General features: G+C 62.5%; 25 protein-coding genes and 1 tRNA gene. 11 read left to right on the forward strand and 15 right to left on the reverse strand.

The window, feature by feature from the left end:
• The first annotated feature begins 56 nt into the window (after nt 1-56).
• Nucleotides 57-689 (forward strand): LysE family translocator, encoded by a 633-nt coding sequence (locus ACQ7C1_RS09765; RefSeq protein WP_430958137.1) that lies wholly within the window; start codon nt 57-59, stop codon nt 687-689.
• 41 nt (nt 690-730) lie between these two features.
• Here the strand turns inward: ACQ7C1_RS09765 and ACQ7C1_RS09770 are convergent, their stop codons facing one another.
• On the reverse strand, nt 731-1,570 hold the full coding sequence (locus ACQ7C1_RS09770; protein ID WP_430958138.1) for a tetratricopeptide repeat protein: 840 nt from the start codon (nt 1,568-1,570) through the stop codon (nt 731-733).
• Between the two features lie 141 nt (nt 1,571-1,711).
• Between ACQ7C1_RS09770 and ACQ7C1_RS09775 the strand changes: the two genes are divergently transcribed.
• From ACQ7C1_RS09775 to ACQ7C1_RS09785, 3 genes are all read left to right on the forward strand, one after another.
• Nucleotides 1,712-3,103, forward strand: coding sequence for a leucyl aminopeptidase family protein (locus ACQ7C1_RS09775; RefSeq protein WP_430958139.1), 1,392 nt, complete (start codon nt 1,712-1,714; stop codon nt 3,101-3,103).
• A 172-nt stretch (nt 3,104-3,275) separates the two neighbouring features.
• The gene (locus tag ACQ7C1_RS09780) at nt 3,276-3,626 is read left to right on the forward strand and encodes a MarR family transcriptional regulator (protein ID WP_011423607.1); all 351 of its coding nucleotides are present in this window, start codon (nt 3,276-3,278) and stop codon (nt 3,624-3,626) included.
• A 23-nt stretch (nt 3,627-3,649) separates the two neighbouring features.
• Entirely contained in the window at nt 3,650-4,507 is an 858-nt protein-coding gene (locus ACQ7C1_RS09785) for an NlpC/P60 family protein (RefSeq protein WP_430958141.1), read from the forward strand.
• Here ACQ7C1_RS09785 and ACQ7C1_RS09790 read toward each other — a convergent pair.
• The 11 genes from ACQ7C1_RS09790 to ACQ7C1_RS09840 form a co-directional block, all read right to left on the reverse strand.
• Nucleotides 4,504-5,895, reverse strand: coding sequence for an amidase (locus tag ACQ7C1_RS09790; RefSeq protein WP_430958142.1), 1,392 nt, complete (start codon nt 5,893-5,895; stop codon nt 4,504-4,506). The genes ACQ7C1_RS09785 and ACQ7C1_RS09790 overlap by 4 nt on opposite strands.
• The gene (locus ACQ7C1_RS09795) at nt 5,895-6,758 is read right to left on the reverse strand and encodes an ABC transporter permease (RefSeq protein ID WP_430958143.1); all 864 of its coding nucleotides are present in this window, start codon (nt 6,756-6,758) and stop codon (nt 5,895-5,897) included. Before ACQ7C1_RS09795 ends, ACQ7C1_RS09790 begins: the two co-directional genes overlap by 1 nt.
• 3 nt (nt 6,759-6,761) lie before the next feature.
• Nucleotides 6,762-7,709, reverse strand: coding sequence for an ABC transporter permease (locus ACQ7C1_RS09800; protein WP_430958144.1), 948 nt, complete (start codon nt 7,707-7,709; stop codon nt 6,762-6,764).
• A gap of 390 nt (nt 7,710-8,099) precedes the next feature.
• On the reverse strand, nt 8,100-9,629 hold the full coding sequence (locus tag ACQ7C1_RS09805; RefSeq protein WP_430958145.1) for an ABC transporter substrate-binding protein: 1,530 nt from the start codon (nt 9,627-9,629) through the stop codon (nt 8,100-8,102).
• 110 nt (nt 9,630-9,739) lie between these two features.
• Nucleotides 9,740-10,735, reverse strand: a complete 996-nt coding sequence (locus ACQ7C1_RS09810) for a P1 family peptidase (RefSeq protein WP_430958146.1) — start codon at nt 10,733-10,735, stop codon at nt 9,740-9,742.
• A gap of 126 nt (nt 10,736-10,861) precedes the next feature.
• On the reverse strand, nt 10,862-11,056 hold the full coding sequence (locus tag ACQ7C1_RS09815) for a hypothetical protein (RefSeq protein WP_003544544.1): 195 nt from the start codon (nt 11,054-11,056) through the stop codon (nt 10,862-10,864).
• Between the two features lie 522 nt (nt 11,057-11,578).
• Nucleotides 11,579-14,518, reverse strand: coding sequence for an aminotransferase (locus ACQ7C1_RS09820; RefSeq protein WP_430958147.1), 2,940 nt, complete (start codon nt 14,516-14,518; stop codon nt 11,579-11,581).
• A 119-nt stretch (nt 14,519-14,637) separates the two neighbouring features.
• Nucleotides 14,638-15,522: a formyltetrahydrofolate deformylase gene (purU, locus tag ACQ7C1_RS09825; RefSeq protein ID WP_183700708.1), complete on the reverse strand. Its 885-nt coding sequence runs from the start codon at nt 15,520-15,522 to the stop codon at nt 14,638-14,640.
• A 308-nt stretch (nt 15,523-15,830) separates the two neighbouring features.
• Nucleotides 15,831-16,847, reverse strand: a complete 1,017-nt coding sequence (locus tag ACQ7C1_RS09830; RefSeq protein ID WP_430958148.1) for an acyltransferase family protein — start codon at nt 16,845-16,847, stop codon at nt 15,831-15,833.
• Nucleotides 16,848-16,902: 55 nt separating this feature from the next.
• Nucleotides 16,903-18,183: a hypothetical protein gene (locus ACQ7C1_RS09835; protein ID WP_221127885.1), complete on the reverse strand. Its 1,281-nt coding sequence runs from the start codon at nt 18,181-18,183 to the stop codon at nt 16,903-16,905.
• A gap of 2 nt (nt 18,184-18,185) precedes the next feature.
• A complete protein-coding gene (locus ACQ7C1_RS09840; RefSeq protein WP_221127886.1) occupies nt 18,186-19,235 on the reverse strand; it encodes a glycoside hydrolase family 5 protein in 1,050 nt (349 codons plus the stop codon).
• Between the two features lie 135 nt (nt 19,236-19,370).
• On the opposite strand from ACQ7C1_RS09840, the gene ACQ7C1_RS09845 reads away from it, so the two are divergent.
• From ACQ7C1_RS09845 to ACQ7C1_RS09855, 3 genes are all read left to right on the forward strand, one after another.
• Nucleotides 19,371-21,017, forward strand: coding sequence for a GumC family protein (locus ACQ7C1_RS09845; protein ID WP_430958149.1), 1,647 nt, complete (start codon nt 19,371-19,373; stop codon nt 21,015-21,017).
• A gap of 61 nt (nt 21,018-21,078) precedes the next feature.
• On the forward strand, nt 21,079-21,411 hold the full coding sequence (locus ACQ7C1_RS09850) for a hypothetical protein (protein ID WP_221114642.1): 333 nt from the start codon (nt 21,079-21,081) through the stop codon (nt 21,409-21,411).
• A 260-nt stretch (nt 21,412-21,671) separates the two neighbouring features.
• Nucleotides 21,672-21,962: a DUF982 domain-containing protein gene (locus ACQ7C1_RS09855; RefSeq protein WP_097599552.1), complete on the forward strand. Its 291-nt coding sequence runs from the start codon at nt 21,672-21,674 to the stop codon at nt 21,960-21,962.
• 131 nt (nt 21,963-22,093) lie between these two features.
• On the opposite strand, the gene ACQ7C1_RS09860 is transcribed toward ACQ7C1_RS09855, so the two are convergent.
• A tRNA-Leu gene (locus ACQ7C1_RS09860) sits at nt 22,094-22,178 on the reverse strand.
• A 168-nt stretch (nt 22,179-22,346) separates the two neighbouring features.
• On the opposite strand from ACQ7C1_RS09860, the gene ACQ7C1_RS09865 reads away from it, so the two are divergent.
• Entirely contained in the window at nt 22,347-22,754 is a 408-nt protein-coding gene (locus ACQ7C1_RS09865; RefSeq protein ID WP_430958150.1) for a BA14K family protein, read from the forward strand.
• Nucleotides 22,755-22,764: 10 nt separating this feature from the next.
• On the opposite strand, the gene ACQ7C1_RS09870 is transcribed toward ACQ7C1_RS09865, so the two are convergent.
• Nucleotides 22,765-23,058, reverse strand: coding sequence for a SelT/SelW/SelH family protein (locus tag ACQ7C1_RS09870; RefSeq protein ID WP_011423629.1), 294 nt, complete (start codon nt 23,056-23,058; stop codon nt 22,765-22,767).
• 125 nt (nt 23,059-23,183) lie between these two features.
• Here ACQ7C1_RS09870 and ACQ7C1_RS09875 point away from each other — a divergent pair, with 125 nt between their 5' ends.
• From ACQ7C1_RS09875 to ACQ7C1_RS09885, 3 genes are all read left to right on the forward strand, one after another.
• The gene (locus ACQ7C1_RS09875) at nt 23,184-23,921 is read left to right on the forward strand and encodes a type 1 glutamine amidotransferase (protein ID WP_097599550.1); all 738 of its coding nucleotides are present in this window, start codon (nt 23,184-23,186) and stop codon (nt 23,919-23,921) included.
• Nucleotides 23,922-23,932: 11 nt separating this feature from the next.
• Complete coding sequence (locus ACQ7C1_RS09880) at nt 23,933-24,490, forward strand: sugar O-acetyltransferase (protein ID WP_430958151.1); 558 nt, start codon at nt 23,933-23,935, stop codon at nt 24,488-24,490.
• A 73-nt stretch (nt 24,491-24,563) separates the two neighbouring features.
• Nucleotides 24,564-25,016, forward strand: coding sequence for a GFA family protein (locus ACQ7C1_RS09885; RefSeq protein ID WP_221113150.1), 453 nt, complete (start codon nt 24,564-24,566; stop codon nt 25,014-25,016).
• Between the two features lie 136 nt (nt 25,017-25,152).
• Here ACQ7C1_RS09885 and ACQ7C1_RS09890 read toward each other — a convergent pair whose 3' ends face one another.
• A complete protein-coding gene (locus ACQ7C1_RS09890) occupies nt 25,153-25,383 on the reverse strand; it encodes a type II toxin-antitoxin system CcdA family antitoxin (protein WP_430958152.1) in 231 nt (76 codons plus the stop codon).
• Nucleotides 25,384-25,408: the final 25 nt, after the last annotated feature.

A 25,408-nucleotide genomic window follows, 5' to 3' on the forward strand; every position in this document is an offset into this window, starting at 1 on the left:
TCGGAAGCACGGAAGTGACCGCCCCAGCGCTATCCGATTCCGAAAGAGAGGTTCCGATGTCTTCCGCAGGCATTTTCATCAGCATCATGGCAGCCTTGGTCGTCGGCGCGATGAGCCCCGGCCCGAGTTTCGTCGTCGTCTCCAGGATCGCCATCTCGCGTTCGCGGCTGGATGGACTTGCGGCCGCATTCGGCATGGGCGCCGGCGGCGTCGTTTTCGCCGGTCTGGCGCTCGCCGGTCTGACTGCATTGCTGTCGCAATTCGAATGGCTCTATGTGATGCTCAAGGTGGCGGGCGGTGCTTATCTCCTCTACATCGCCGTCAATATCTGGCGAGGCGCCGCAAAGCCGATCGAGCTCTCCGATGCCGTCAATGGCCATCGCGCGCCCGTTCGCAGCTTCATGACCGCATTGCTGACGCAGCTCAGCAACCCGAAGACCATCATCGTCTACGCCAGCCTTTTTGCGGCGCTTCTGCCGCGGACGGTGCCGCTCGATCTTCTCGTCGCGTTGCCGGTCGGCGTTTTCGCGGTGGAGGCGGGGTGGTATTCGGTCGTGGCTCTCGCCTTTTCGGCCCGCCACCCGCGGCGGCTCTATCTCCATGCCAAGGGCTGGATCGACCGGGCCGCCAGTGCGGTGATGGGCGGTCTTGGTCTGCGGCTCATTCTTTCGGGCCTCAGCGTCAGGTAGATCAGGCGGAGAAGGCCTGGTCGTCCGGCAAAATGACGAGGTCAGTTGGTGTTGCTGTCACCGGCTGCGCCCGGCGCCTTGTCCTTGGCAGCGAGCTTCTGCCAGGAATTCTGCTGCGAGAGCATACCCTTGAGATAGGCCACGTTGGCATCGGCCTGCTGCGGCGAAAGCTCCCGCCGCGCGATCTGTTCGGCTTCTGCAAAACGCCCTTGAAGGCCGACGACGAGGGCAAGATTCTGCCGGACGCGGCTGTCGGCGGTCGGCTGGCCGGCGGCGGAGCGCAGATAGGTTTCGGCCGTGCGCAGATCGCCCGTCAGCACATAGGACATGCCGAGGTTGGAAAGGATGGAAGGTTCATTCGGCTGAATGTCGAGCGCGTCACGGTAGCGCTGCCGGGCCTCGCTTGCCCGGCCCATCTGGTCGAGGATTGCGCCTTCGGCCGAGATCAGCCTCCAGTCGGGACGATCGGGTGTCTGGGCGCGGCCGATCGTGTCGAGCGCCTGCTGGAACTGCCCGGCCGCCGCCTGCGCCTTGCCATAGGCGGCCAGCACATTGCGGTCGCCCGGATTGGCGATCGCCACCTGCTGCATGACGGCGAGCGCCTGCGCGTCGCGGCCGCTCATGCGCAGCAGATTGGCATAATTGACGCCATTGACGGGATCGCGCGGGTTCTTTTCATAGGCCTGGCCGATCCGGTCCGTCGCCGAGCGCAGCTCGGTCGCATCCATCTCTTCGACCGGCTTGGTAAGCTTCGGCACCGACCCCGTCGTCATCCGGTCCTTGGCCGTCGTCGAGCAGCCGGCAAGCGCGAGGATGATCAGCGAAGCTGCTGCGTCCCGCAGGATACGGTTGGTGGATATGGTGATGCGCGAGGCAGGCATGTTGCGTTCCTGATTCCGAAATCGGCGCCTGACCTCGAAGCGGAACAGGGAAAGGTTTGACGCAATCTTCGCTCCAGCAATAGTCTGTTAACCCTAACAGACCGTTAAGGAGCGATTCCTGACGACCGCCGAAGGACAATCATGGCCCCCTATCAGTTCATCGAAAGACCGACTCCCTTCAACACGAAGGGCGGCTCGACGCTGCCGATCTTTGCCGTCACCCCTGCCCATATCGAGACCGGCACGATCGATCCGATTGCGCTCGATTGGGCGCGTAAGGCAGGCTACAAGGCCGAAAGCGGCTCGCTCTTGCTGATCCCGACTTCCGACGGCCAGCTCGGCGGCGCGCTTTTCGGCCTCGGCACCAACCCGTCGGAACAGCCCTACATCACCGGCAGGCTGGCCCGTGCGCTGCCCGCCGGCGACTGGCACATCGAGACCGCGCCGCTGACGGCAAATCGCCTCGCCCTCGGCTTCGGGCTCGGCAGCTACCGTTTCGATCGCTACAAATCGGAAAAGTCGTCGGCAGCGACCTTGATGATCCCCCGCGATGCCGACGGGGCCGATATCAAGCGCCAGCTCGCCGGCGTCTTTCTTGCCCGCGACCTCATCAATACACCGACGAACGACATGGGACCGGACCAGCTCGAGGCCGCTTTCCGCGCCCTGGCCGGACATTACAAGGCGGAACTATCGGTCATCACGGGCGATGAACTGCTCGAGCAGAATTTCCCGCTGGTTCACACCGTTGGCCGTGCCAGCGCCGATGCGCCGCGTCTTCTTGAGCTGCGCTGGGGCAAGAAGGGTCATCGCAAGGTGACGCTCGTCGGCAAGGGCGTCTGCTTCGATACCGGCGGTCTCGACATCAAGCCTGCCGCCTCGATGCTGCTGATGAAGAAGGACATGGGCGGCGCGGCGAATGTCATGGGGCTCGCCCTGATGATCATGGACGCCAAGCTGAAGGTCGATCTGCGCGTCATCGTACCGGTCGTCGAAAACGCCATCTCCTCCAATGCCTTCCGCCCCGGTGACATTTACCGCAGCCGAAAGGGCCTGACCGTCCAGATCGACAATACCGACGCGGAAGGCCGGTTGATCCTGGCCGATGCGCTTGCCTATGCCGACGAGGAAGAGCCCGAACTTTTGATCGACATGGCGACGCTGACGGGGGCTGCCCGCGTTGCCCTCGGTCCGGATCTTCCGCCCTTCTTCACCGATGATGCCAATCTGGCCCATGACCTGACCGAAGCAAGCCTGGAGACGGATGATCCGATCTGGCGCCTGCCGCTCTATGCCGGCTACGAAAAAGATGTCCGCGCCAAATTCGCCGACCTGACCAATGCCCCGGCCGGCGGCATGGCGGGGTCGATCACCGCCGCGCTTTTCCTCAAGCGCTTCGTCAGCAAGACCAAGAGCTGGGCGCATTTCGATATTTACGGTTGGGCTCCGTCCGAACGGCCACATTCGCCCGGCGGCGGCGAGGCACAGGCGATCCGCGCGCTCTTTCACCATATTCGCACCAGCCTGCGCTGACGCCTCCTGGATAATGCTAAGGCGCATTTGCACGACTCTGTTGCGCACTGCGCCTGGCGGCCGATCGTTAAAATTTTATTCACCCTGCCGGACGGCAGTTCCCGCCACCACTTGCATGTCCACGACAACTGCCGGAAAATGAAACGCTAGCGTAACGATTTCCGGAGGGGCCGTGCCGATCGAACTGACCGCCTCGCAGGCGCTGGGGCTCTGGCATGGCGTGGCGCTCGACCAGGTTCGTCATGACGACCGCGATTTGACATTGCGCCAGATGGCGATCCTCCTGCATATTTACCTCGTGCCGCCGCCCCACACGGTGCGCGGGCTTGCCGCCACGCTCAACGTCACCAAGCCGGTCATTACCCGCGCCTTGGATACGATGGGCGAGATGGGCCTGGTTGATCGCGTGCGCGACGATGCCGACCGTCGTAATGTGATCATCAAACGTACCGTCGGCGGTGCGCTTTACCTGGAAAAGCTCGGCGATCTCGTCCGGGATCAGGGCCGGCGCCTACCGATCTAAAAGGGCGATCTGAAAGGAACAAAATGACGATGCTCGACCGCCGCCTGCATGCCTATCGGCCGGATCTCGCGGAAGCGGGGCTCAAGGGCAAGGTGGAGGCATCGCGCTTCGAGGAAGGCGCCGCAGCGCGTGTTGCCGTTCCCGTCGCTGCCCTGCGCCCTGAGCCGGAACTTGCCCGCGGCATCGATACGGAACTGCTCCTCGGCGAGGAGGTGACCGTTTTCGATCGTGCCGACGGCTGGTGCTGGGTAAAAGCTGCCTCCGACGGCTATGTCGGTTATCTCAAGGCAGAGGCGCTCTCGCAAACCGGGCCGGCGCCGACCCACATCGTCACCGTCCAGCGCACCTTCCTCTATCCGGAGCCGGAGCTGCGCAAGCCGCACCAGGCCATTCTGTCAATGGGAAGCCGCGTTCACATCACCGGCGAGGCAGAAGTGCGCGGCAACCGCTACGTCGTGCTGCCGGACGGCACGGCAATCTTCGCCAGGCACGTGCAGCCGATCGGCGCTCTCGACGGTGCCGATTATGTCGCGATCGCCGCCCGTTTCCTCGAGACGCCCTATCTCTGGGGCGGCCGATCCGGCCTTGGCATCGATTGCTCCGGCCTCATCCAGCTGGCGATGCTGATGGTGGGCAGACTGGCGCCGCGTGACACCGACATGCAGGCGGCCGGACTCGGCGAACCGATCGACCGCTCCGAAATCCGCCGCGGCGACCTGGTGTTCTGGAAAGGCCATGTCGCGATATTCGAAGATCCCCAAACCATTCTCCACGCCAACGGCCATAGCATGACGGTGGCGCGTGAGAATTTCGAGGCGGCCGTCGAGCGCATCGGCTCGCTGTACCAACGGCCGACGGGCTATCGCCGCCCGTTTGGCTAAGTGATCGGCCGCTGCGGCCAGACGCTCACGCCGCCGGTCCAATCCTCGAAAGCTTTCGACAGTCTCAGCACCCGCATGTCGTCGAAACGCGGCCCGACGATCTGCAGCCCGATCGGCATGCCCGACCCGGAGAAGCCGCAATTGATCGACGCGGCCGGCTGCTCCGACATGTTCCACGGTACGGTGAAGGCGATATGTTCGAACGGCCTCGTCGGATCATTGGTCGGCGATGCCCACTCGGCCGGATAGGAGATGATGGGGTTGGTCGGCGAAAGCAGGGCGTCGACCGTGGTGAACAGCCGTCCGCAGCTCCTGCGCATTTCGATCGTCTGATTGAAGCCTCTGACTGCATCGACGCCGCTAATATCGGCGCCGGCCTTCGCCCAATCTCTGATATAGGGTAGGATGCTATCGCGCCGCTCTTCGTTGAGCTCTGCGATATCGCTCCACAGGCGGGCGCGCCAGAACGTGTCGAGCCCGTCAAGCATCGCGCGCGTTAGCACCGGTTGAACGGAGATGATGGTCGCGCCGGCTTTCTCGAAACGTTTCGCTGCCGATTCGACCGCGACCCTGATCTCATCATCGACAGCAAACCCGCAGCCGGCATCGAGCATCAGGCCGATTTTCATGCCTGACATGTCGACAACGAAATCCATCCAGTCGAAATCGTTGGGCGGCAGGCTGGTCCCGTCGCGCCAGTCGGGCCGTGACAATGTCGCCATGGAAAAAGCGGCGTCCTCGACAGTGCGCGTCATCGGGCCGAGACAGCGCCCGACATAATAGGGATCGGCCGGAATGCGCCCGTGGCTCGGCTTGAAGCCGAAGATGCCGGTCCAACCGGCAGGAAGCCGCACCGAACCGCCGATATCCGTGCCGATGTGCAGCGGCCCGTAACCGGCCGCCGCCGCGGCCGCGGCGCCGGCGCTCGATCCGCCGGGATTCTGCGTCACGTCCCAGGGATTGCGACTGAGAGGGTGGAAGCTCGACAGGCCGGAGGAGAGCATGCCGTAATCCGGGCAGGTGGTTTTGGCGAAGATCACCGCGCCATCCTCGCGCAACCGAGCGGCAGCCGGCGCGTCAGCCTCCGCCGGCTTCAGTTCCATTGCCTTCGTGCCGAGGGGCACCGGCTGGCCCTTCGTCGCGATCAGTTCTTTCAGCGTTGCCGGGATGCCGTCGAGCGTGCCGAGCGTTCGTCCCTTCGCCCAGCGCTCCGTCGAAGCTTTCGCCTGCACGCGCGCCGCCTCCGGGTCGTAGAGGTAGAGTGCTGAGATCGACGGCTCCCAGGCGGCGATATGGTCTTCGAGGGAATGCCAGTATTCGAGCGGCGAGAGGCTCTTATCGGCGAAGCGTAGCCTGAGTTCACGGATGGTAAGGTCGGTTTCGGCCATCAGCGGCTCGCCTCGCGTGGATCGAGAAGATCGCGCAAGCCGTCGCCGAGCATGTTGAAGCCGAGCACGGTGAGCGCGATGGCAAGGCCGGGCAGGACTGCCAGCCAGGGGGCCAATGCCAGATAGGTTTGCGCATCCGCAAGCATTCGGCCCCATGTCGGCGCCGGCGGCGCCATGCCGAGCCCGAGAAAGCTGAGGCCGGCCTCGGTCAGGATCGCCAGTCCGAGCTGGATTGTCCCATGCACGATGATCTGGCTGATGATGTTCGGCAGCACATGGCGCAGCGAAATGGTCAGGCGCGTATTGCCGATCGCGCGTGCCGCAGTCACATAATCGCGGCTCCAGGCCTGCAGCGAGGTCGCCAGCGTCACCCGTGCAAAGACCGGAATCATGAAGACGGCGATCGCGGTGATTGCGGTGAACCGCCCCGGCCCGAGAAAGGCGCCGAGCACCATGGCCGACAGGATCGGCGGCAAGGCGAAGATGACGTCGCAGATGCGCATCAGCAGCGCTTCGGCTGGACCGCGGATCGCCGCTGCGGAAATGCCTGATATCGAGCCGAGCGTCCCGCCGATCGCAACCGCGGTGATGGCGATCGACAGGGAGTTCCAGCATCCGGCCATCAGCATCGATGCCACGTCGCGGCCGAACTGATCCGTGCCGAGCAAGCCGAAGGCAAACGGCGGCTGCAGTTTATGGATGATCTGCATCTTCGCCGGCGGCAGCGGCGTCCAGACGAGCGACAGCACCGCAACGGCGACCAGCAAGCCAATGATGACAGTGCCCGCGATGAGGTTCATTCGCCGGCTAAGTCTGGCAGTTCTTCGGCGGCACGCAATGGCGGGGGATACGATCTGGGTCATGTTTCAGGCCGCCTTTCTCATCCTGGGGTCGATCGCCAGATAGGAGAGATCGACGACGAAATTCACCACGATGACCAAGCCTGCGAAGAACAGCACGACATCCTGCATGACGATGACGTCGCGCTGGGAGAGTGCCTGAAGCGCAAGCCGCCCGAGCCCCGGCAGGTTGAAGACGTTTTCCACCAGCACCGCGCCGGCGACCAGAAAGGTGAATTGCAACCCGATCATCGTCAGAATCGGGATCAGCGCATTCGGCACGATATGCCGCCACAGCACCGCACTGCTCGACAGCCCCTTGGCCACCGCGGTGCGGGCAAAATCCTCATGCATCGCCTCGATCACCGCCGAACGTGCGACGCGCGTCAACACCCCCGCCTGCGGCATCGCCAGCGCGACGGTCGGCATGACGAGCGCCTGCAATGCCGGCAGAAACCCCTCGTGCCAGCCAGGAAAGCCGCCCGCCGGCATCAGTCCGAGCAGCGTCGAAAACAGGATGATCATGAGCAGCGCCACCCAGAAGGCGGGCACGGCGATGCTGATCTGCGAAAAGAGCGTTGCGATGATGGCGAAGACACTGCCGCGGCGCGAAGCCGCCAGCGCGCCGAGCGGCAGGGCAATCGCCACCGACAGCACGATTGCCATCAGCGCCAGCGGCAGCGTCACCGCCAGCCGCTCGACGATCAATCCGGCGACCGGGACGCCGTAGGTGTAGGATTGGCCGAGATTGCCCGATAGCACGCCGGCGAGCCATTGGCCGTAACGCAGGATGAGCGGCTGGTCGAGGCCGAGCTGGTGGCGCAACGCCGCCAGCGTCTCCGGGCTTGCCGAGGTGCCGAGCATGATCGAGGCGGGGTCGCCGGGCAGAAGATCCATGAGGGCGAAGACCAGCAGCGAGACGATGAGAAGTGTGAGGATGAGGCCGGTGAAGCGGCGGGCGAGGAGGGTGATCATATGGGGTCGAGAACGACTGCGGTGGGACGCGGCACGCCCCTTTTGCCCTCACGCGGAGCACCCGACGCGCCGGCGGCAAGTTTGGCGAGAACGCCAACCTCACTTTCCGTCCCAGACCTTGAGCCTGGGATCCATGCCACTGCTGTTGATGGATGTGGTGTGGATGCTCGGGTCAAGCCCGAGCGTGACGGAGCGTGAGGCTGGCGGGAGGAGGCAATCAGCGCGCAGATGCCCATGGCAGGAATACCATACGTCAACAAAACCAAACAATGCCGGCCCGGACTGAACTGGCCTGGTGAGGGAGGGAGAGGGCTGCGTGCCATATCGGCCAAATGTATATCGGATCTCTCCAAGGCCATCACCTCATCGCACCCCTACCGAGCTTACCGCTCACTCGTCCCAGGAAACACCGGAAAGCACATTGGAGGGAATCGGCTCGTTCTCCCATAGCCCCTTCAACTTCCTGTCCCAGACACCGAGTTTCGGCATGACGAAAAGGTAGAGCGCCGGCACGTCTTCGGCCAGAATCTTCTGCGCCTCGCCATAGATTGCATTCTGCGCGGCAGGATCGGCGGTCTCCTGGACCTTCTTCATCAGCGCGTCGAAGGCCGGGTTCTTATAATTGAAATAATAAGGATCGCGCGCATAGATGTCGATGTCGAGCGGTTCGGCATGGGCGACGATCGTCATGTCGAAATTGCGATCCTTCATCACGTCCTGAACCCATTTCGCCGGGAATTCCGTCGGCTCGATGTTCATTGTCACGCCGATCTCGGCAAACATCGCCTGCATCACCTGGGCGCTGCGCGGCGCATAGGCCATCTGCGGCGATTTGATCGTGAAGGTGAAGCCATTGGGGTAGCCGGCCTCAGTAAGCAGCGCCTTTGCCTTTTCGACATCATAGGGCAGCACGCCGGTCATGTCCTTGTAGCCCGGATCGTTCGGCGTGTAGTGGCTGCCGATCGGCGTGCCGAGGCCGGACCACGCCCCCTCAATCACCGTCTGGCGGTCGATCGCCATCATCAGCGCCTGGCGGACGCGCTTGTCGTCGAAGGGCTTCTTCGCATTGTTCATGCCGGCGACGACCTTGAGTTCGGTATTGCCGACCTTGGTGATGAGTCTGGTGTCGCCATCGAAGGAACTCATCAGCTCGGGCGCGGCAAATTCCGGAAAGGCGTCGAGATCGCCGGATTTCAGCGCGGCCGCCTGCGCCTGCGGATCGGCGATGAAGCGGAAGGTCACCTTCTCGAGCTTGGCAAACGCATCCTCGTTCCAGTAGTCGCCATTCCTGACGAGTTCGACCCTGTCGCCCTTCGTCCAGCTGGCGAATTTGAAGGGACCGGTGCCGATCGGCGTCACTTTGTCGTTGTCGGCCGTCTTCGGGGCGACCATGACGGATGCCGGCCAGCCGAGCCAATAGATCAGGCTGCCGGTCGGCGCCGAGAGATGCAGCACCAGCGTTTCGGCGTCTGGCGTCTCTATCGAGGCGATCGAGGCGAAGAAGCGCTTCTGCGGGTTTACCGAATCCGCCCTGCGGGCGCGGTCCAGCGAAAACTTGGCGGCAGCGGCATCGAATGCTTCGCCGTCATGAAATTTGACGCCGGTCCGCAGCTTGAAGGTATAGATCAGGCCATCGGCCGAGATTTCCCAGCTTTTCGCCAGCTGCGGCTGGACCTTGCCGGTCTGATCAATCGTCACCAGCCCCTCGAACACATTCTGCCAGGTGACCTGGCCGATCGCGACCGGTGCGGCGATCGTCGGGTCGAGGCCGGTTGGTTCGACGCTCATGCCGAGATTGAGGGCGGTCTTGGCCGCTTCAGCCGGTGTCATTGCCGTCACTACGAGACCGGCCGACAACGCAGCACCGAGGGAAAGCCGCTTGATGAAGCGCCCCGAAGACGCAAACGAAATCTTGTTCATCATATCCCCCGGCACATCATTCGGTTCTCACCAGCTCGTCGAAAATACATCAGCGCCAGGATCTGCATTCACGTGTCTCCGCCATTCTATCAGGTTGCGACCCTATTCAATCAATGGCGTTCAGCATAGCGGTCTCGCCATGCTGTTTGTCCGCCTTCGGCCGGAAGGGCGCTTGCCATATAGACGCCGCGCGCGATTGCCCGCGCCATCACGATCGTGGCGAGGTGGCAAAGTTCCACCAGGCTTGCCATGTCGTTTCTGGAATGTCTGGCGGTCGAAGCGGCAAAGACGGTATCGCCGTCGAGCGGCAGATGTGCCGGCAGCAGCGCCCGGGCAAGGCCGTCATGACCGGCAAGTGAAAGCCGATGCGCTTCCGCCTTCGTCAGCTGCGCGTCGGTAACGACAGCGCCGATCGTCGTTGCCGGCGTGCTCATTCCCTTGAGCCGCATCCGGTGATCGGTCGTCGCAGGCATGCCGAGCCCGCCGAACTCGCCGTCTTTCTCGAAGGGTGCCGCCCAGAAATGCGGCCCGTCGGCGATCGTTGCCGAACCGAGCGCATTGACGGCGACGATCGCACCGATGCGGTGACCGGCGCTGCTGACGGCACTGGCCGAGCCGAGCCCGCCCTTGAAAGTGGCCGTCGTCGCCCCTGTGCCGGCGCCGGCGGTGCCGAGCGCAAATTCACCCTTGGTCGCGGCCTTCAATGCCGCATAACCCATCTCACGATAGGGGGAGTGAAGGCCCCAATCCTTGTCGCCCCCGTTCAGCAGGTCCATCAGGATCGCTTGCGGCACAATCGGAATCCTGACTGGCCCGACTGCAAAGCCGCGGCCGGCTTCGCGCAAGCCGGCCTGCACGCCGCCGGCCGCGTCGAGCCCGAAGGCCGAGCCGCCCGAGAGCACGAAGGCATCGACGGCACTGATGGTCATCGACGGGTCGAGCAGGCCGGTGTCACGTCCGCCCGGCGCGCCGCCGAGCACCGCGCCGGAGGCAACCGCCGGCTCGTCGAAGACGATGACCGTGACGCCGGATCCCAGCACGAGGTCGGTCGCATGGCCGACGGAAACGCCTTCGATGTCGGTGAGCAGATTGAGAAGATCGGGCAAGGGCTGATCCTGGTGGCGCTGATACGGCCGATAGGACTGCAATTGCCCTCAAAAAACAAGACCGGCCCTTCTGGCAGGACCGGTCACATCGGAAAAGCCGCGAAAGTCGGTAGCGGCCGCATGCCGTCAGGCATGAAGCGGCTTCGGATGACGGCGGGTCATCAGGTCGTGGATGGCCAGCCGCACCTCGTCGGGTGAACCGAACCGCTGCTCATCGAGGTCGTGGACATGGAATTTCACGGCGATGAACTTCAGCCGATCTTCGTCGGGGATAACGATGCCGACGGGAACGCCTGCATATTCGATAACTTGCTTCTTCATAGATAGAACTCCTGCCGCGCGGGCATGCGCAGCCATGGCGAATTGACTTGTCTGGTACCGTTGAAAGGAGGACGAACGTCACATTCGACAGTTCGGGCGGGAGAGGGCGCCCGGACGGTCATTGCCAAGCACAGATCGCCCAAGGAGAGTGGCGAGAATTTCGATGTCTATCATGTCTCGTTCCTTTCGTTGGCGTTGCGCTCGATGGTCCCGGAAGAGCCCCGGGGCCGGTGATTGCTGTCTTCAATATCTACTAACTTAGTAGAGATTACTCGACAGCCTGTCGGAAACATATTCCGAAACGTGTCAAAATATCGACGATCCGAAAAAATTCATTCCATCCTGGCCCGAACTTACAGAAGGAAACATATCAGCTCTTCGTAAAATTCGCATGACAGAATCGAAACTCTTTCGATCGCCGCAGCAGAAATAGGAAGTCTGTCTGATTCCGGCAATGGGCCTCATCGTTAAAAATCGAGATGCCTCGAAATGACCGATTTGGTTAACGTCCGAAAGCATGGATCACCAGCCTTCCTGGAGCACCTTTTCCAGCATGTCTGCGAAGAAATCCGCGCTTTCGATACTGAGGCAGAGCGGCGGCTTGATCTTCAGCACATTTTGGTGATCGCCGGTCGGCTGCATGACGATACCGAGCTCGAGAAGCCGGTCGCAGATCGCCGCCGTCTCTTCCGTCGCCGGCTCAAGCGTCGTTCTGTCGCGGACGAATTCCAGGCCGAGATAGAGACCCATGCCGTGGACGGCGCCGGCGATCGCGTGCCGATCGATCAGCGCGGCAAGCCGCGCTTTCAGATGATCGCCGACCGTGCGGACATTTTCCTGCAGCTTCTCCTCAGCCATGATATCGAGCACCGTGATGCCGGCGACGCAGCTGACCGGGCTGCCGCCGGTGGAGGAGAAGAAAGGCCCTTGCTTCTCCAGCGACCGCGCAATCTCCCGTCTGGTGATGACGGCGCCGAGCGGATGGCCATTGCCCATGCCCTTGGCGATAGTGATGATATCGGGCACGACCCCTTGCTGTTCGAAACCCCAGAAATAATGGCCGAGCCTGCCGTAACCGACCTGCACCTCGTCGGCGATGCAGAGCCCGCCGCGGGCGCGCACCTCGGCGTAGATCTCCTTCAGGTACCCTTCCGGCAACGGAATGCCGCCGGCATTGCCGTAGACCGATTCGCAGATGAAGCCCGCAAGGCCTTCGCCGCCGGCGTCGATCGTCTCGAGTATCGGCTTGACGGCGGCCAGGTAGCTCGCCGCCGTGTCGGGTCCGCGAAACGCGCCGCGATAGGTATTCGGCGAAACGGCCGCATGCACCCAATCCGGTCGGGTGGTCAGCGCCAGCGGATTGTCGGCGATCGAAGTGGAGACGGCGTCGCTCGCCGCCGACCAGCCATGATAGGCCTCGAGCAGGCAGAGCATGTTGCGGGCGCCGCTATGGGCCTGTGCCAGCTGAATCGCCAGATCGTTCGCCTCGGAGCCGCTGTTGACGAGGAAGACCGCGTCGAGGCCATCAGGCGCGAGCGCCGCGAGACGCTCGGAAAACTCCGCAATCGCCGCATAGTGGAAGCGTGAATTCGTATTGAGCCGCAGCCATTGGGCGTTGATTGCCGCCGCCAGTCTGGGATGGCCGTGGCCGACAATCGTGACATTGTTGACCATGTCGAGATAGGCGCGGCCCTCGACATCGAACAGATGTTCCCTCCAGCCGCGCTCGATCTGCGGCGGCGCGGCATAATAGTTCTTCTGGGCGCCGGCGAGATGAGCCTGCCGCCTGACGAGCAGTTCGGCGGTCTCCGGTTGCGCCGCATCCGCTCCCGGGCTGAGAAGGGATGAAGGCGAAGGGCACAGCACCGACCAGGCGGCTGCCTCGCGCGGCCTGGCAAAGAGCGGCGGTTCGAGGCCCACGACGCTGCAGAGCTGGAGGCGCAGGCCACCGAGCGACGAAGTCTCTCCGAAAACCGAACCGAGCGGATCGCCGGCGGCAAGCACGGCGCCATCCTCGACCCCACCCTCGATCAAAGGGTCGAGCCCATCGAGGTGCAAGGTCATGCTGTCGTCCGTCAGTGTCAGATGGTGGTCCTTCCAGCCGATGCGGCCGGCAAAGGGCGCCGCGACCGCGCTTCCTGCAGCAAGGCAGATGTCGACATGCAGGGCGAAGGTCGCCTGTGCCCTCGTGTTTCCGAGGGCAGCGCGGGAAAGCCGATATTCACCATAGCGCGTCGCCGCCGTCCCGTTTTCGGTTGCAGCCCGGGCAAGCAGCCGCCAGTCCATGTCGGCGTCCAGCCAGTTGCCTGCGGAAAAATGCGCACTTCCTACGCCAAGGTCGACATAGGCGATCGTGGTGGGGTCGATATCGGGCAGCAAGGGAAGCCATTCTGATGCCGACGGGGCGGCGACATCAGCGCCTGCGGCCTTGAGGATCGCAGCTTCCATGAGTTCGAAAGGAACCGACAATGCCGTATCGAAGATCGCCCGCTCGCGGTCGAGATTGCTGCGGACATAATCGTTATCGGGATCGATCGACATCTGCTGTTCGCTGCTGGCGACGAGAATGACCGCGCGTGCGACGATCAACGGCCACAGTGCTTTCAGTTCTTCGTCGGTCAGCGGATAGATCGTCTGATAGGCGGTGACGGCGGGCAGGATATGAAAGGGATCGCCATTCGCCTGATGCAGCAGCGAAGCGCAGGTGACGGCAAGATCGCCGACTAGCCAGCCGCGGATGATGTCGCCGAAATCGATCACGCCATCAGGGATCGTGTGGCCACGGGCGTCGCGATGGCCGACGACATTGTCGCCGGTGACGTCGTGATGGACGGCCTGAAGCCGAAGCGACGGCGCCAAGGGCTGGATGCGGCGAACGGCCATCACCATGGTTTTCGCGATCCGGTCGCGGGCAGCGCTGTCGGTGATCGCGGATAGCAGCTGTACGGCGACAGGGCCGGCGCGTCGCAAATCCCACTGCAGGCTACGGTCGAGGCCGGGATGGTCGAAATCGGCAAGCGCCTGCGCCAGTCTCGCGCAGAGCGCGCCAAGCGCCGCGACGGACGCCGGCGCCACATATCTCATCTCCGTCAGTCCCTGGCCTTCCAGATATTCCAGCAGCCGGACCTGATAGTCCCGCCCGCGCACCGTAAGGACGACAATTTCCCGCCCGTCATTCGTGGCGATCACCTTCGGAACACGTGGCGCGTCCTGCCGGCTCTTGAGATGATGGAGCGCGGCATTCTGCGCCTCGAGCTCGCGGGCCTCGTAGGCGGCGTGGCAGATCTTCAGGACGTATCGACCGCGATCACTGTCGAGGCGGTAGTTCCGATCCTGCTGGCTGCCGAGTTCGGAGAGAATGCCGGATAGGCTATAATGGGCAAGAAGGATTTCTTCCGCGTCGGCAACGGTAACGTCGGGACGCGGCAGCGTCATGCGATCAACAAGCGCCTCGTCGGTCATGACACCCCTCCCGCAGCATGATTCGATTACCCCTTAAGCGCGATAATCAAATACTTGCCGCTGGCAGGCAACGGGAGATTGTTGTCCGCCAGCAAAAGAGATGCGCGGCCTCGGCCGACTCACCCCATGCGTTCGGAGGCGTAGCTTCCGGGGCTGGCCGGGAAGACGACGGTGCGGTTGCCGTTGATGAAGGTGCGGTGATGGATATGGGCGTGAATGGCGCGCGCCAGCACCTGGCTTTCGACGTCGCGGCCGATCGAGACATAGTCGTCGGGCGACTGCGCATGGGTGATGCGGGCGGTGTCCTGCTCGATGATCGGGCCTTCGTCGAGGTCGGCGGTGACGTAATGGGCGGTCGCGCCGATCAGCTTGACGCCGCGCTGATAGGCCTGCTTGTAGGGGTTGGCGCCCTTGAAGCTCGGCAGGAAGGAGTGGTGGATGTTGATGATCTTGCCCGACATCTGCTTGCAGAGCTGGTCGGAGAGAACCTGCATGTAGCGGGCAAGCACGATCAGTTCGGTGCCGGTCTGCTCGACGAGGTCGACGAGCTGGGCTTCGGCCTGCGGCTTGTTCTCCTTGGTCACCTTGATGTGGTGGAAGGGGATGTCGTGATTGACCACAACCTTCTGGTAGTCGAAATGGTTGGAGACGACGCCGACGATGTCGATCGGCAGCGCGCCGATCTTCCAGCGGTAGAGCAGGTCGTTGAGGCAATGGCCGAAGCGCGACACCATCAGCAGCACCTTCATGCGGCTCTCGCTGTCGTGGAAGTCGTATTCCATCTCGAAGGGCGCAGCGACGGCGGCAAAATCGGCGCTGATCGCGGAACCGGAAAGTCCTTCCTCGGAAATGAAGCTGACGCGCATGAAGAACCTGCCGGTATCGAGATCGTCGAACTGGCTGGAGTCGATGATGTTGCAGCCCTTCTCGGCCAGATAGCTCGAAATCGCTGCGACGATGCCGCGCGTCGACTTGCAGGATACCGTCAATACATAGCTTTTCATGTCTCTCCCTCTTCCCTCTTGGAGGCCGCAGCCCGTGCTTAGATCAAAGCCCGTGCCGCGAATAGGCCGGCGCACTTTCATTTATGCGACAAATTGCAAGATAAACCATCACGTTCCTGCAAGTTCTCTCATCGCCACATCAGCTTAGGGGAAGTTGCCCAAAACGCTGTGCCGCCACCGCCGCCCGGATGTGTATTCTCGCCTTCAGTGAGGGAAGTTAAAGCATGTCGCTGAAAGCTGATGAGCAATTTGCGACATCGAGAGGCGGGAAACCAAGGATGTGAAGGACGGGAAGTGAATCCGATGGGTTAGGCCGGCGGACGGCTCACGGCCGCCACTTTCCGGCGCGGCGTGGTGATTTCATGGACGATTGCGCCGCCGATCGACGAAAGCACCAGCGCCAGGACCACGAAGAGCAGCGGCTGCTGCAGGATGCCGATCGGCAGGCGGTCCGAAGCCACCCTCAGGAAAGCGAGTGTGAAGGCGTGGGTGATGTAGATGCTGTAGGAGCAGTCGCCGAGATAGTTCAGCCATGCCAGAACCGGCAGCCGCGAAAAGTCGATGGAAACTGCGCCGTAGATGATGAAGATCGCCGGGATTCCCCAGGCGTAGAACCGGCTCTCCGGCGGCATCAGCGCTTCGTTGACGAAGAGGAACACAAATCCCGTGGCCAGTGCCGCCCATGCCCAGCGGTTCGGCAGAACGACCTTCTGCCCGTAAAGACAGCCGAGCACGACGCCGGCGAGGAACTCCAGCATGATCGGCTGACCGTAGAACCGGGTGGCCGTCGTTTCCGGCAGCAGCCGGCAGGCAATCAGGATCACGGCAAAGACGGCGAACATCGCTGGAATCCGGCGGGCTTCCGAGAGCGGCAGCAGCAACGCAAACACAAAATAGAAGAACATTTCGTAATTCAGCGTCCAGCCCGGCACGACGACAGGGATGATCGTGCTTGGATCGGCGGCATTGGCCCATGGCAGAAACATCAGCGAGGCGATGAGATGCGGAAGGTCGAACACCGTGGATTTCAGCAGTGAAGGCGCCACCAGCGCCACGGCCGCCGAAAACAAGGTTGCCAGCCAATAGAGCGGGATGATCCTCCTGATGCGGCGGCGGGCGAAATCGCTGGGGCTCATCGCGCGCCCGCTCGTCGTCAGCCACATCACGAAACCGCTCAGCACGAAGAAGATGTCGACGCCGGTTTCGCCATAAAGAAAAGCCGTGGCGTCGACGGCGGGATTGACCTTGGCAAGCTGCAATATCGCATGGAAATAAACGACCATCAGCGCCGCAACAGCGCGCAGATATTGAAGCTGGACAAGCATCGAAGCGTCTTGCTCCTCGGGCTCGCGGACGCCGGTTTCCACCGTGCCGCTACGGTCAACTCAGTACATCTGCCGCACGACCCTGCCGGATGCGCGGGCTGTCGTGGAAGCGCATATATCCGACGACGAACCACAAGAGGCCGGCAATCTTCATCGAGAAAACGGCGGTCCCCCCGATCATCATATTCAGAAAAATGAAAAGAGAAAGTGAATGGGCGCATCGCCGCTGCGCCGCCGTACGGCCGGCTGGGAAGAGGCAGACGAATAGCCAGAGCGCGACGACGCCGAAGATCGTCGCCGCGTAGATCAGGTAGACGTAGCCGCTGTCAGCGAACTCGGCGACCCTGTCGACCGAAAGCCCGAGCACGGCGAGAGGATCGAGCTCCATGATCTTCTTCATCGTCAGGTTGATGCGGCCGGTGAAATTGTCGCCCGTCGCATTGGGTTTGAGGGTATAGACGACGAACCCCGCTGCAACGATCAGCGGCATTAGCGCCAGATTGAAATTCCTCGGGATCTTCGGAAAGACGAAATAGCCGACGATACAGGCAAAACAGAAGATCAGCATTGTGCGCGTATCGTTCGTCACCAGGATCAGCACCGCCGTGCTGATGAAGAGCAGCCGGTCCCAGCGCCCCAGTCTTTCCCACATGGAAATCAGGTAGATAGCGATCACGCCGCAAAAATTGGCAAGCGACACTTGTTCGAGAAAAATCGACGACGAGCGATGGTCGATAATGCCGAAGGAAAAGCGCTCGGGAAAGCCGAGAGCGTTCTGGAACAGGCCTGTCGTGTTGTAGCTCAGCGGCAGCAGCCCGCGCGTATTGGCGAAATAATCGGACGGATGCACGATGCTGACATAGAAGGGCACGCTGATGATCTCGAAAATCAGGAAGATCAGCACCGCAAGGCTTGCCCAGCGGAAGGCCAGCTTCATCGTTCTCTCGTTGCTCCAGCCGCCGAGGCCGGTAAAGCAGAAGATGATCAGCACGTTGCGGAAATGATCGACGAACGGCATGCGGTTGAGCACGCTGACATAGATGGTCACGACAAGCGTGAACAGCAGGAACAGGAAGCCCGGCAGATCCGTCTCGTAGATCCCCTTATGAAGGATGTAGATGATCGCGCTTGCCAGAATCAGGCCTTCGCTGGCGGCGACATGCGTCATCGACAGAGGCATGATGTTGTGGTTGATGAAGGCAAGAATGCCGTTATAGAGCATCGAAAACAGGCCGAGCCAGAGCACCGCATGATCGACGCGAGACGCGCCCCCGGCCGCGTCGAGGCGGTTGCCCGACACCGTGAAAGTCGCTGCCTTCTGATCGACTGTCGCCACGTTCAATTCCCCGCAGGCTTGACGGCGGTGCAGGCGCCGGCGTCCGCTTTCGCCGACGCGGCGAGAAGCCGCATCTGCGGTCGCTCAGGGCCCTTGCCCGGCTGAACGTTGAAAGGTTCGTCCGCCGGCCACCATTCGCCCGCCGCCCAATAGGACCAGCCGAGCCAGACATCGCTATTGCCGGACATGGTCGCGTAGATCTTGGTCAGGCCGCTCATGCAGTCCTTGTCGGCGGAACCGCCGAATTCGCCAAGAAAACCGCGTTTATGGTTCCGCTTCAGCCAGGCGGTGACGCCGGTGATGGCCTCGACCGCGGTGGCGGCGCCTTCGCAATTAGCATGGGTTCCCGACGAATCGACGTCGAGATATTGATGGACCTCATAAGCGTAGAAATCGAGCGGGTCGCGCACGCCGAGCATGACAGTACCGTTGGCACCGCCGATCACATCCTCTTCCCAGCTGTGAGCGCCGCTCCAGGCGGTGCCCGGCACCAGGATAAGGTTGCGAGCGCCGACGGCGCGGATGGCGCGGATCGCCGCGTTGGCGGCATCGAGCCAGTCGGTGGCCTTGATGTCGTGCGGCTCGTTCATCAGGCCGAAGAGAATGCCGTCCTGATTGGCGAATTCGACCGCGAGCCTTGCCCAGAAGTCGGCGAAAGCAGCGTCCGTCGCCGGCGCGGTGCCGATCTGCGCCTTATCGTAATAGCCGAAATTATGTGGGTCGAGCAGAACGGCCATGGCCCGCTTTCGGATCAGGCCGACCGTATCCTTGATCCGCTTGAGTTCGTCCTCGTCCAGCCGCCCGCCGAGCGCCGGCTGCAGCCGCTCCCAGCGGAAGGGCAGCCGAATGATCGTCATGCCCTTTTCGGCGAAATAGCGGATCGTCTGCTCGCTCGGATAGATGTAGTTCGTACCGTAGATGGCGCCGCGCTCGCCATATTCGCCGCCGGAAAGATTGACGCCGCGATAACACGGCGCGCCGGCCGCAAAGGCCGGCGACGGCATAAGGGCGGCCGCAAGCAGCAGCGCCGCCAGATGTCGTGTCGTCCTCATAGCTATCCTCGCAATCACGGCAAATCGCAACATCGACGTCGCTGCGCCTATCTTAACGGTCCGTTAGCTAAGAATTTCTAAAGTCGCAGCACCTCGGCTTCAGTCTTTCACGCTGGGCGGGACACGAGTGCGCGTATGAGTCAATATGACAGGAACAGGGTAAGCCGGCTGCCCGGCTGGCGTAGTTACGAGCCGTCTCCGACTGCGTCGGAAGGCGTGCGCCCGCGCAGTCCCGTTATTCGTCCGGATGATTTCGCCCGTCCCGAGCTCAAGCCAGCCCCACCGCCTTTCGTGCCGCCGTCGGCACGGGTTGCAGACATCCGTCGATCCGAGCTGCCGTCCGCCGCTGCCGCCGTACGGCCTGCGGCCCTAGAACCGCCTGCGGCCCCAGAACCGGCTGTGGCCAATGTGCCGCTGCAGAACACATCCGCGCCCGCCGCCGCGCTTCTCGACCTCCGCTCCAGCATCACGGCGATCTGGAGCCGCAGGCTGGTGGTGTTTGTGCTGGCCCTTTTTGGAGCCGTCGGGGGCGGCGTGGTGGCGCCGTTGATCGGCCAGAAATTCACCGCCGTCAGCAGCCTTTATTTCGATCCGCGCCAGATCGGGCTGGCCGAGGCCGGCGCGCAATCTTCGGGCCCATCGCCGGAGATGATCTCGGCGCTGATCGACAGCCAGGTGCAGATCCTGACCTCGGGCAATGTGCTGCGCCGCGTCGTCGAGGCGATGAAGCTCGACCGGGATCCGGAATTCAACGGCGGCAGGACGGATGGCGCGGCCGTGATCGGCGCCCTGCAGAAGGCGCTTGTCATCACCCGCCAGACCGGCACCTATGTCGTTTCGCTCGCCGCGACGACGAACGACCCCGAGAAATCCGCGAAGCTTGCCAACCAGGTGGTCACCTCCTTTACCGAGGAGGAAAACAGCGCCTCGAACGGCCTCTACGAAAACACCTCCTCGACGCTGGACGGACGCCTTGCCGATCTGCGCCAGAAGGTGCTGGAGGCCGAGCAGGCGGTCGAAACTTTCCGGGCCGACAACGACATGGCCGCGACCGAAGGCAACCTGATCTCCGACCAGCGCCTCGTCTCGCTGAACACGCTCTTGGTAACGGCGCAGGAAAAGACCATCCAGGCGAAGGCCCGCGCCGATGCCGTCGCCAATCTGCGCGTCGAAGACATCGTTGCCGGCAACCAGGCGGAAGGCGGCGTCACATCGCCGCTCGTCAGCTTGCGTCAGCAATATGCCGCCCAGGCCGCCGCCGTCGGCAGCCTTGAAAGCCAGATGGGCACGCGTCATCCGCGCCTGCAGGCGGCGCGCTCCTCGCTGCAGAGCATAGCGGGCGAAATCAGGGGCGAATTGCAGCGCCTCGCCACCTCGGCAAAGGGCGAATACGAGCAGGCCAAGGCCGCCGAGGACAGCGTCGCCAAGGAACTCGCCGTTCAGAAGGCGCTGCAGGCGACGACCTCGGACAAGCAGGTGGAGCTGAACGAATTGCAGCGCAAGGCAACGGCGGCGCGCGATATTTACGAGACGGTGCTCAAGCGCTCGAGCCAGACGAGCGAGGAGCAGAACCTCAGCCAGAGCAACATCCGCGTCATCTCGCCGGCCGAGCCGCCGGTCAAGGCCGATGGCCCTGGAAAGAAGATCCTGATGGTCGCCGGCATCATCGGCGGCTTCCTCGCCGGGTTCTTCCTGGGCGCTGCCTTTGCCATCCTCGCCGGTCTTTTCGGTCACCCCATCATCAGAGGCTATTTCAGGAAATCGCCCGCCGCAGCGGCTTGATGCGGGCCGTCGATTTTCCTACATGCGGAAGAAGCGGTTTGTCGCCGGCAGGAGAATTCCCATGCGGCTGTTGATGATGCTTCTGATATCGCTCGGCGTCCTTTCCGGCCTCGCCCCGGCGTCAGCCTTCGCTGTCGACTGGACGAAATCCGTGGATTCGACTGTTCAACCCCTCTATCCCTACAAGGGCCTTCCCGGCGTCAAGGCGCAGCCGGACAAGAAGGAAGAGGAATCCTATAATTGCCGCACCGAGACCGTCCAGATCCGCCGCCGCTATGACGAAATCTTCCGCTCCGGCGGCATGCCGACGCTGATGTATGTCTGCGACCGCGACGGCTTCGTTACCATGGGCGAAAAGGTTCCGCTCCGCGGCCATTACCAGCCGGTGCGGTGAGAATCGTACCAAGCGGCGGTGCGATGATGGTCAGTTGCAGGCTGAGAGTTGGCCGCCGGAGCCTTGCGGGATGCTGCAAGACGCGGCGGAGTTTTCCGCATGCCATGCGCTGAACGATGGAACCGCGTCCGCACCGCTCATTCATCTTTTGCCCAAATCATTCATGAAGCGCTGCTCTATCGGGCAACGAACGCGCCTTCCGCTCCCCGGCATGCTTCTTGCTTCATTACTAATATTCTAACCTTTGGGGAGAAAGTGTCATGCAATGGAACGCATCACCGAATTTTGCACCTCTTGTCCTCTTTCTTGGCGGTCAGCGTAGGGTGGTCAAGACGCTCCGAGACGCAGCCGAAGTGCTGATAATCGATTGGCCATTCGACGATGGAGAGGAATATGTCGCGGCCGTGAAGGCTTGCGATGATGCCGTCGCGGGAGAGGCCGGGATGGAGGAATTGAGGGAATTGCTTCTTCGCGCCGCCAGGGAAGCCGGCATTACCGCTTTGTCAGTCGTATCGGGTAGCGGCAAGACGACATCACACATGGCGGCGTGACAGGCCTTCAACCTGCGCCGACTCTTGGAACCGGTATCCAGACAAGCAGGTCGATGGCCTCCGTCAACAGGGCCAAGTGCGCAATTTTGGAAAGATTTGAATGTTTGATCTTGGCAGCGATCAAAAGGAAATGGTGCCCAGAAGAGGACTCGAACCTCCACGCCTCGCGGCACAGGTACCTGAAACCTGCGCGTCTACCAATTCCGCCATCTGGGCGACGGAGAGCGATGTAAGGGGGTGGCTCGTGACTGTCAACTGGGTTTTTGAAGTTTTCCTGACAGTCTGCAAAAAACAACCGATCACATGCGAGGGAGCGGCCGGAGGGGAGCCATAGCGCTCCGGTCCGGGCGCCCTATATAAAGGGAGTCTCGAAAGGAATGCCTCATGCCTGCTGCTCGCACGCTTCTGCTCGCCGGCCTTTTTGCCGTTTTCGCGCCTCTCATAGCCGGCGCTGATTCGCCGAAGCCGGGTCTCGGGCCGGTCAATACGGGATCGACGCTCTGCGATTTTCGCGGCTGCTTCGGTTTTGGGCCGCAGCAATGGCATCGCCCGGCTTATGTCCAGCCGAATTACCGTCCGCGCGGCGCGGGGCCGACCTATTACCTGCCGGGCGCGGCGGGACGGCCGCAGCTGACCTATGAGCCGCCGCCGGTACGCCAGGTGCAGCCGGCACGGGATCTGAACAAGCACATCGCTTGGTGTACCAATGAATACCGTTCCTACAATCCGAGGACGGATCACTTCCTCACCTATGAAGGCGTCTACAGGGTCTGCCGCTCGCCCTATCGCTGAGCGTGCTTGGTCAGCTTTCGTGCGAGACGCGGTCGACATGGCCGAGATCGCGGCCGGGCTCGATGATGTCGCGGACGCGTTGCTTCAGCTCCTTCGGCCCGGGAAAGCCGCCGTCGCGCTTACGCTCCCAGATGAGATCCCCATTGACGCGGATTTCGAAATTGCCGCCGGTGCCGGGGATCAGCGCCACCTCGCCGAGACTGTCGGAAAAGGTGCTCAGCAGCTCCTGCGCCATCCAGGCGGCGCGCAGCAGCCAGTTGCACTGGGTGCAGTAGAGGATCGAGACGCGGGCTTTTTCGGTCATGGCGTTTTCCTTTCGTTTGGCGTGATTTAAGCGCTTGCGGCGTGCAGACGCAATCGCGCAGGCGCAAGCATCTTGCGCGCCGTTCTTCGGCATGGTTTCTAACTGCCGACCACCGGGGAGAACCTATGCGAGTCGCAGTCGTCGAAAATATGCGCAACACCGGCCTCGGCGCGCTTGCCACGGCGCTCGACGAGGCGGGTGCTGAGATCGAGTGGTTCCGGGTCTGGCGGGATGGCATCCTACCGCCGGACATATCCGGTCATGACGCGCTGGTGGTTCTCGGCGGCGAGCAGAGCGCGCTGGATGACGAGACGCATCCTTATCTGCCGGAGCTCGCCCGGCTCGCGCGCCGCTTCGGCGACGCCGGCAAGGCCGTGCTCGGCATCTGCCTCGGCAGCCAGATTCTTGCCCGCGCCTATGGCGCCGACAACCATCTCGGAGCCGCCCGCGAATTCGGCTGGCACAGCATCGGCGTCACTGATGAAGGCCGCTCCGATCCGCTGCTCTCGGCGCTTGGCGGCGAATTCACCATCTTCGAGTGGCATGCCGATACCTTTTCCCTGCCGAAAGGCGCCGTTCGTCTCGCGACCAGCCTTGTCGCCGAGAACCAGGCCTTCCGTATCGGCCGCGCCGTCTACGGCACGCAGTTTCATTTCGAGGCCGACAGAAGGGTGGTCGAGCAGTGGAAGGCGGAATTCCCTGACACGATAGAACGCATCGCGCCTGGTTGGCTGCAAAGCTATGCCGAACTGGCTGCGCGGCATGCTGGTGGCGCCGATGCCGCCGGCCTTGCCATCGCCCGCGCCTGGGTCGGGCAGATCGAACGGCAAGAGGTCGAGATGCGGTCGCAGGTCCCGGCTTGAAGAGCGATGCGATGACGGCAAGCGAACGCGAGAAGATGGCGGCGGGTGAGTGGTATTGCTGCCTGGATGACGAACTCGATCACCTTCGCCGGCAGGCGCGGCTCGCCGTCCACGCCCACAATACGCTGCCGCCGGACGAGCGCGGCGCCGCAGCCCCCGCCCTCAGGGCGCTTTTTGCACGAGCCGCCCCCGATATCTTTATCGAAGTGCCGTTTCACTGTTCCTACGGCATCAATATCACTCTCGGCGAGCGCGTCTATGTCAACGCCGGCTGCGCGATCCTCGATTCCGGCAGCGTGACGATCGGCGACCGCACCATGTTCGGACCGGGCGTGCAGATCTATTGCGCCGAGCATCACAAGGATTCGGCACTTCGCAGTAGGGGAATCGAGATCGCCCGACCGGTCGCAATCGGCAGCGATGTTTGGGTCGGCGGCGGCGCCATCATCCTCGGCGGCGTGACGATCGGCGATGGTGCGATCGTGGGTGCGGGCGCCGTCGTCACCAAGGATGTGCCGGCGGGCGCAACGGTGGTCGGCAATCCCGCGCGTCCGATAAACCGCTTTTGAGATTTGCACCGGTGCGCTCCCTCGACAATGACGCCGCCTCCTCTAGATCAGAGGACGGAAGGGGAGAAATATCATGACATCACCGAATTTGCCCATGCAAGGCGGCTGCCGCTGCGGCCGGGTGCGCTTGAAGATCAGCGCTCCGCCGCTGCTGGCCATGGCCTGCCATTGCACAGGCTGCCAGAAGATGACGGCGAGCGCCTATTCGCTGAGTGCCGCCATCCCCAGCGAAGGTTTCGAGGTTACCAAGGGCGAGCCTGTTATCGGCGGCCTGCACGGCGCCACCAGGCATTATTTCTGCCCGCACTGCATGAGCTGGATGTTCACCCGGCCGGAAGGCATGGACTGGTTCGTCAATCTGCGCGTCACCATGCTCGACGACCCGAGCTGGTTCACGCCATTCATCGAGACATGGACGAGCGAGAAGCTGTCGTTTGCCGAGACCGGCGCGGTGTATAGTTACGAAGCGCTACCCGAGATGGACGCCTATGAGGGGTTGGTGAAGGAGTATATGAGCAGGGGATAAGGCTCAGAAGCCTTGGAAGAGAAAGTCCATGGCGCCGATGATGACATCGCTTTTGCCCGATAGATCTGTGACGGCTTCTCCAATTTCCGAGGTCGGGACAGAGCGGTTCTGCGCTTCAATCAAAAACTGAACCGCTCTAAAACTGACGGTACTCGGCGAGCGGCAGGCCGTGTTTTTCGACATATTCGTTTTCGAGCCGGATCGCCTCGGCGTTCTCGATCCGCCACAGCCGCTCGCGTTCCGCCTTTATCGCTTTCGCGATACCTTCTTCCGCCGCCCTGGATATGTTGATCTTGAGCTCGCGAGCCTGAGCGACTAGGCCTTCATTCAGAGACAGGTTCGCTGCTTTTCTCGCCTGCTGAGTCATAACGCTCTCCTCGGTCTTATGCGCA

Origin of the sequence: Rhizobium sp. Nf11,1 (assembly GCF_050587665.1) — a bacterium.
Lineage (GTDB): Bacteria > Pseudomonadota > Alphaproteobacteria > Rhizobiales > Rhizobiaceae > Rhizobium.